The organism is Petrotoga sp. HWHPT.55.6.3 (assembly GCF_002895495.1).
Lineage (GTDB): Bacteria > Thermotogota > Thermotogae > Petrotogales > Petrotogaceae > Petrotoga > Petrotoga mobilis.
Genome location: NZ_AZRJ01000026.1, coordinates 1 through 5,272, shown reverse-complemented (window position 1 = coordinate 5,272; position 5,272 = coordinate 1). Strand labels below are relative to the sequence as shown.

Annotated in this window: 4 protein-coding genes; 1 reads left to right on the top strand and 3 read right to left on the bottom strand. The window is 33.3% G+C overall.

Going from position 1 to position 5,272, the window contains the following annotated elements:
- Positions 1–22: 22 nt before the first annotated feature.
- From X926_RS07825 to X926_RS07815, 3 genes are all read right to left on the bottom strand, one after another.
- Entirely contained in the window at positions 23–1,474 is a 1,452-nt protein-coding gene (locus X926_RS07825; protein WP_103065663.1) for a lipopolysaccharide biosynthesis protein, read from the bottom strand.
- Positions 1,467–2,678 (bottom strand): glycosyltransferase, encoded by a 1,212-nt coding sequence (locus tag X926_RS07820; protein WP_103065662.1) that lies wholly within the window; start codon positions 2,676–2,678, stop codon positions 1,467–1,469. Before X926_RS07820 ends, X926_RS07825 begins: the two co-directional genes overlap by 8 nt.
- Positions 2,679–2,883: 205 nt before the next feature.
- Positions 2,884–3,456, bottom strand: coding sequence for a hypothetical protein (locus X926_RS07815; protein WP_103065661.1), 573 nt, complete (start codon positions 3,454–3,456; stop codon positions 2,884–2,886).
- A 1,090-nt stretch (positions 3,457–4,546) separates the two neighbouring features.
- Between X926_RS07815 and X926_RS07805 the strand changes: the two genes are divergently transcribed.
- Positions 4,547–5,272 (top strand): Rpn family recombination-promoting nuclease/putative transposase (locus tag X926_RS07805; protein ID WP_103065659.1); only part of this gene is annotated, 726 nt, incomplete at its 3' end.

Sequence of the window (5,272 nt, the reverse complement as noted above, 5' to 3'; positions counted from 1 at the left end):
GAGCGGGGGAAGGGCGCTAATTTCACCTACTAACAACCCTCTCCTTCACTTCTCTCATCAAACCAACCCCCAAATCAAACACATATTTCACCTGATCTCTATACACAAACATCACAACAATCAAACCCAAAACAGCAGACACAACCTGAAAAACCATATTAATAACAAAAGTGTTTATAAAAGCAACAATCACAAAAACAAAAGTACTAATAAAAAATTTACCCAAATGGTAATTCACAGGGAACAATCTCTTAGATATAAACGTCCTCATACAAAAGAAAACTATATATGACACCCCTGTAGAAAATGCTGCACCCTTTGCACCATATACAGGAACAAGCATCAAATTCCCAAACACATTAACCCCTGCTGCCACACTTGCTATCAACATATGCCAATATGTTTTTTTCTTAAAATTGATACCAACAACCGTCGTTTCAGAAACGGTATACATAATAGGCATCAAAATCAAAAAAGAGCTAATCCCAGCAGCCTGCCTATAAGAACTTTCTAAAAGCAAAAATATCACATCTTTAAACACAACGATCAGCAATCCAAATACAAACATAGCCGCAGCAATAAACACAGAAGTCTTCTCAAAAATCCCCTTACTCTCAGGCTCTTTTTCGTAGCTTTCATAAGAAACGGGAGTCCAAAACGTAGTAAACCCCGTTTGAATTAAATTCATCACCGCAACCACTTTGAAAGCAGCAGAATACAAACCTATCTCAGTAAAATCAGAATAATTTCTTAAAGCCAACCTATCTATCGACTGAAAAAGCCAAGTAATTAAAAAAGTCGGAACAAAAGGGAGCCCATATCTAACAATTGCTTTTATCGATTTAAAACTGACCTTGAACTTCCCAAACCACAATTCTCTTTCAAAAAAGATCGCTAATATAGCGGTAACTATATGAGAAAAAAACAAACCAACAATAACAGCATAAAAGCTTCTTGAAACGAATAATGCGTATAAAATCGTAAAAACCGCATTTGTTACTCCGTTTACTACCCTCAACGTAGAAAAAGCAATACCTCTTTTTTTCATCCGAACAGCCAATGTGGAAAATCTCTCTAAAATACCGATTAATATAGTAACTCCCAACAAAAAAATCGGAAGAAAATGAGTATAATCTCCAAAAAGAACAAAAGAAAGCTCTTTCCAAAAGATACCAATTACAACAAAAACCACAACGCCTACACTTAAACTAGGCAGCAAAGAATCCCAAAGTAAATCTCTTCTCTTATCCTCAGACCTTTCATAAAACATACGAACAAAACTCTGATCCGCCCCAAGAAGTGCAACGTTGAGAAGCAAATTGAAAGCTAAGGTGAACATCGATGCCTTACCAAACTCTTCTGGGATTATAAGCCAAGTGGTAATAGGAGTAGTGATGAAAGAAATCAATGCAGCTATCCATTGACCCATTGAAAACTGAAAAAAAGATTTAATAAATTCTCTCTCTTTAGGCATTACTTCCTCCAAATCTATTTAAGACTTCATTATACACCTCTATTTCCTTTTCTACAATACTCTCCCACGAAAACCCCAAAGCCCTGTTTCTTAAATAACCTTCATCAATTGGATTTTCTAATAATTTCACAACCGATTCAGCAAACCTTTTTTCAAAATCTTCTCCATCTTCTACAACTATTCCTCCATCTCCAATTGCCTCAGGTATACCTCCGTTACTGCTACCAACAACAGCCACCCCACATCCCTGTGCTTCTATAACAACAGCTCCAAATCCTTCATTCCTACTCGGAAGTATCATTACATCCATAGCATTCATATAATAAGGTACATCTTCATGAGAAACACGACCAACAAACTTAACCTTCAACTTTTTTTTCTTACACTCATTTTCGATACCTTTTCTTAACTCCCCATCTCCAACAACTAAAAACTCAGCATCGTAGATTGAAGAAATGTAAGAAAAAATTTCGGGCAATTTATCTGCCCTTTTCACATTAATAAGGTTCCCTACAAACCCAACAACCTTTTTAGATAACCCTAATTCTTTTTTTATTTTTTCTTTATCCAAAGGTTTAAAGACATCTGGTTCAATCCCGTTAGGAATAACAACAGAATTCTCACCAGCATACCCAAATGATTTAGCTTTGTTCAATAAGGCATTACTTACAAATATAACCTTTGCAGCATTTTCTAAAACATCAACGTACAATTCTTTCGCCTTATGCATCGCTAAGTTTATATCGCTACCATGGGAGGTAACTACATACGGAACACTTAGCTTTTGCGATAACAGTTTTGCAACTAATCCCGCAGGTGGTTCATACATCCCATGGGCATGAATTATATCGAACTCGTTATCCTTAATTTTATCAAACAGATCCTCTGCAACTTCTTTTGAATCTTTAATTTGATTATTTTTCTTCAATACTCTCGAATTAAAGACATCACCTAAACTTCTACTAAAAGACGCGTATTTATATTTTATACCATCGACTTCATAAAACGAATCAATAGAATTTACACTTGGTATAGAAAGAATCCTTTTCAAAAGTTTTATTCCAAAAGAATCTTTAGAAATAATACCATAAACATCGAAGTCCATATTAAAACTCTGCATAGTTTTAAGCCTATTTGTTATGAAAATTCCACGTGCAGGATTATGAGAAAATGGCAACAAATTCGTTATGAACAATACCTTCACTATTTATCAACTCCGAATGTAATTACAGTTTTAACATAAAAAAATCAGAATGCTTTTCGTTTATTAAATGCAAATGCCTCGACTGTTATTCTGATTTTATTATTGTCCTTTTGATATTTCTGTGAATCCTCCATCGAATATGGCAACTATAAAAATGTTTTTTTGAAAAGATCACCATCAATAAGGTCGGGATTCAGTATAAAACTTAGTTTTTTATTTCTTTGTTATTTTGATCTTCTGTATCTATTTCTGGTGTTTCTTCCAAATTCAAATCTTCCAAAACTCCTTCTAACAAAACTTCATCATCCCAATCTGTTTCTGCTATTTCTTCCAAATCTACTAATTCCGGATCTGTTTCTGTTAAATCCATATTTATAAGATCTGGTTCCTCTATTTCTTCCAAACCTTTCTCGGTTACTTCTAATAAAACTTCTACCCAATATAGGTACTGGCCTTGTGATAAAATAGTGAAGCCATCTTGCGCCCCTAGTTCTTTTACTGCGCCTTCCAAGAAATAGATTCTACCAGGTTCTTCTAAATACCATTCTAACAGTCCTCTTGTAAAGACATTGGTCAAACTTTCTGCACAATCTTCCGGTTCAGCTTGTACATATCTTAATTGGTCTTCAATTTCTTCAATAGGTATTTCAGCTTCATCTGCTATATCTAAAATTTTGTCTAAAGCTTTTTTGTAATCCGCCATGCTTGCCCGACTGCCATATAATATGTTGAGTTGTAATTCATCTAAAACAGCTTTTTTAAAATCTCCGGCTTTCATTACTGTTACCTCCTTAATAATTTATTTTTATACTGTCTTCAGAAACTCTAAAACAGGCATTGTAAATAAGTTTCAATACCTTCAATATTATGCTTTTTAACTCCTCACTGTATAATCTATTTGATACCATAACTTTATTATCTTATAAGAATGTCATTCGATTGTCATTATTCGGTAACTCTTCTCAACTCTACTTCCATTTCGTCAACTCCGATTATATGAAAGAACATTTATTTTGTTCTTTTACTTATTGCCTTTACTTATTTTACCTTTTTTTAGTTGTACTTTCTACCTATTTCTGAAGAGGGTATTTTGTGTTTGTTAAAATACAAAAATCGTAAAATTCTTTATTCAAATCGTCTGCTCTTTAATTTTTTAATCATTGCTTTTATCTATATTTTTTATTCTTTCTAATTCTTTATTATGTTCGTCTCTTAGAAATATCTATCTTCCCCTATCATTGCTAATCTATTATATAGCACTTCAAAAGGATTATTCGGATTATGTATAAATAGGCTATATGTATTATCCAACTCAGGTAAATATGTTTCTTCATTTTCTACTATTCTATAAAGAATATCATGATCGATAATTTTTAAAGATTTGTAGGATTGATGTTTATATTTTTGTTTATATTTTATTGAGTTAAACCTTATACCATTAGAATTTGCAAAATTCAAGGCACCGATACTTGATTGACCTTTCAAGGCCGTATTAGAGGGGAACACCCTAGAAGGGGCCTAAAGATTAGGCAGAACCTTAAACAATACTAAAGCGAGGTGAAAAAATATGATCCTCATTATCATTACAGATTACAAAATCAAGAACTGAGATCTAATGACAATTATACAGCAAAAAATAATAAAAAAGAAAAAGAACGCATTAGATTATGTAAGATGTTCTTGAAAAGATTGGTTAGCTCATAATTCGATTCAGTATCTTTCAACGTATTTTATCCCTGGTGAAGCCCTTTCTCATCTCCTTATATGGACGGATAGCGGAGTGAAAAGGTAAAAGCCTTTTTTCATGGGTGGGCAGCGGGACGAAAGGGCGCTAAACACAACAAAAAATAAACCAAAAGGAGAAGCTTATGTCTAATCCAATAAAAGATTCGATATTCAAAGAATTATTTGAAGACAGAACCGTATTCTATGACTTCCTAAAAGCCTTTCTACCAAAAGAGATAACAAAACAAATAAAAGAAACAGATTTAAAACGTGAACAAACTGAACTAATAGGCAAAGACTTCTCCATCAAAAGATCGGACATACTATATAAGATAGAAAAAGGAAACGCCCCGAAGGGGGTTCAAGGAAACGGTCAAGATATATACATATACTTATTGTTAGAGCATCAAAGTAAAGTTGACCAATTGATGGCATTCAGGATGTTGGCATACAAGGTAAGGATATGGGAACAATATGTAAAAAGTCACAAAAAAGAATCAGAGCAAAAAGGATTCAAACTACCAGTCATAATAGGGATGGTCTTTTACGATGGAAAAGCAAAATGGACATCACCAATGGATGTAAAAGAGAAGATAACAGAGATAAAAAACATGGAAGAATACTTAATAAAAGCAAATTATGAACTAATAAATTTAAGTAATATAAAAGAAGAAACGATAATAAACATGAAGAAGGCACTAGGAGTAATCTTATTAACGGACAAACCAAACGTAAGGATAAAAAACGCAGAAGAGTTGCTAAAGATTATAAATAAAGATATATTATTGAAATTACCGGAAGAAGAACAAGAGAAATTTAATAAACACAGAAACGCATTCATAGAACTGTTCGGAAAGAGGACAGATTAC